This window comes from Actinotalea sp. (genome assembly GCF_035443605.1).
Classification (GTDB): Bacteria; Actinomycetota; Actinomycetes; order Actinomycetales; family Cellulomonadaceae; genus Actinotalea.
The window spans coordinates 1-2,267 of record NZ_DAORSQ010000200.1 but is presented as its reverse complement, the minus strand read 5'-3'; the positions used below and the strand labels follow the sequence as shown (position 1 = coordinate 2,267).

Here is a 2,267-nt window from a genome sequence, read left to right as displayed (position 1 = left end):
ACCCAGCGCTCGCTCGACGGCGCGCTGGTCAGCACCGGCGAGGAGCAGTTCGGGGTTTCGATCAACCCGGTGACCTTCGCCGCGTTCAGCACCCTGGACGACGGCGAGACCGAGGACATCAACGAGTTCGAGGTGCTGCTGGGCAACGGCCCGGTCGACGCGGCCGGCGGCCGCGCCACGGTGTTCGTGCACTCGTTCAACCGCGCCGCGCAGGTCGTCCTGACCGTGACCGCGCAGGACCCGCAGACCGGCGAAACCGTCTCCGGGCAGCAGACCTTCACCATCGCCAGCGGCGCCACCGGCCTCCCGGGCTCGGTGGTGATCGATTCCGGCAACGAGGCGGTCTACATCCAGGGCGTCAACGGCGCCACCAGCAAGTCGGTCGAGGTCTTCGTGATCGACGCGGCGGGCGGATTCGCGCAGAGCCCGGCGGCCGGCGTCAACAACATCCAGCTCGAGATCGTCGGCGGCGCGCAGGGCGGCGAGCGCCTGCAGTCCATCGGCGCCAACGGCCAGAGCCAGAGTGGCAGCCTGGTGCGCTTCGCCAGCAACAACGGCGTCGGCAACGCGACCTACGCCTCCGGCACGCGCTCGGGCCCGCTCACCCTGCGCGCCACCTCCGACCGCGCCGACAACAACGTCGACAACGGCATCCAGGACGGCGTGACCTCGACCCGCGCGCTGTCGGTTTCCGACGGCCAGCTGTTCGACCTCGACATCGCCTCGCCGGCGAACGTGGTCGCGAGCACGGCGGTGTCGCAGTCCCCGACCAGCGCCCAGGCGTACGAGATGGACGTGGCGATCGTCGCCACCGACCGTTTCGGCAACCCGGTGCCGCCGGGCACCGAGATCCGCTTCGGCCTGATCGACGAGCCGCAGTCCAATGGCGCCTTCCTGATCGCCGGTGGCGATGGCAACCCGCAGGAGAACGGCACGACCTTCACCGCGCCGGGCGGTGCCTTCACCACGGCTGCCGGCGGCGTCGGCCCCAACGACACCCTGGTGGTGTTCGGCGAGGAGCGTCCGCAGGACCGCGACCTCGAGAACATCCGCACCGTCCAGCAGGTGGTCAACGCCACCACGCTGACCGTGCAGAACCGCTTCAACCGCAACGACGACACCGGGACCTCGGTCGACAACGGCCCGGTGCTGCCGTACGTGATCGGCCGCGCGGTCGATGGCAACGTGCGTCCGACCGCGTCGACCGATTCCAGCGGCGTCGCGCGCGTGACCGTGACCTATCCGATCTCCAAGCTCGGCAAGCGCATGGTGCTGTGGGCGCAGGCCAATGCGACCCCGGTGTCGACGCCCGGCGAGACCGCGGGCGATGCCGAGGTCCTGCGCTTCCAGGCCGCGGGCCCGCTCGAGATCTCGGCCCCGACCGGCGTGCAGGGCAATCGCACGGTCGGCGTGCCGGTGTGCCTCGAGGACGCCTTCGGCAACGGCGTGGGCGGCGTGCGCATCGGCTACGTCGTCAGCCTCACCCAGGGCTCGGCCAGCATCGACGGCTCCGCCGCCGCGGCCGGCACGCTGGCCACGGTCACCGGCTTCGACGGTTGCGCGATCGCCTCGGTCACGACCTCGGGCATCACCCAGGCGGGCACCGCCGGAACGATCACCTGGCAGGTCGACGATGCGGAAGCGGAGACCGACATCCTCGGGCCCGCGAGCCTCGCGCTGATCGCCAACCCGGGTTCGTTCCTGCTCCCGGGCGGCCAGGGTTCGGTGGCGGTTTCGCTGACCCTCAGCGATGGCTCGGTCAACGGCGTGGGCGGCGTGCTGATTTCGGCCACCTGCACCGCGACCGGCGCGCAGGCCTCGCTCGGCCCGAGCGCGATCCTGCCGACCGGCCCCAATGGCAGCACCGTGGCCACGATCCAGTACGGTGGCTTCGTGTTCGATCCGGACGGCGCCGGCCCGCTGGCGGTGCAACTCGGCACCGGCACCTGCACCTTCCGTGCGGGCGCCGACGGCCCGACCGCGGTCGTGACCTTCTCCGGTTCGCGCATCTGCGGTGACGGTTTCAGTCCGCCACCGGCCGGCTGCGTCCCGTAAGGGACGGCGACACGGGCAAGGCAACAACGGAGGGGCCGCGCAAGCGGCCCCTTCGCTTTGCAGGGGTTGGGCGGGCGGCCATTGGCCGCGCTAGCATTCCGGCGAGGGCGCGGAGGGCGTCATGGCCAACGGTCGGGTCGCGTTCGAACCAGGCGCAGTGATCTTCCGCGAGGGCGATCCCGCGGCGGGCGCCTTCCTGGTCGAGTCCGGCA

1 protein-coding gene is annotated in these 2,267 nt (G+C 71.5%); it reads left to right on the top strand.

The window, feature by feature from the left end; genetic code table 11:
* A partial coding sequence (locus PKY62_RS13130; protein WP_324537675.1) for a hypothetical protein occupies nucleotides 1–2,055 on the top strand: 2,055 nt, incomplete at its 5' end.
* Nucleotides 2,056–2,267 lie beyond the last annotated feature (212 nt).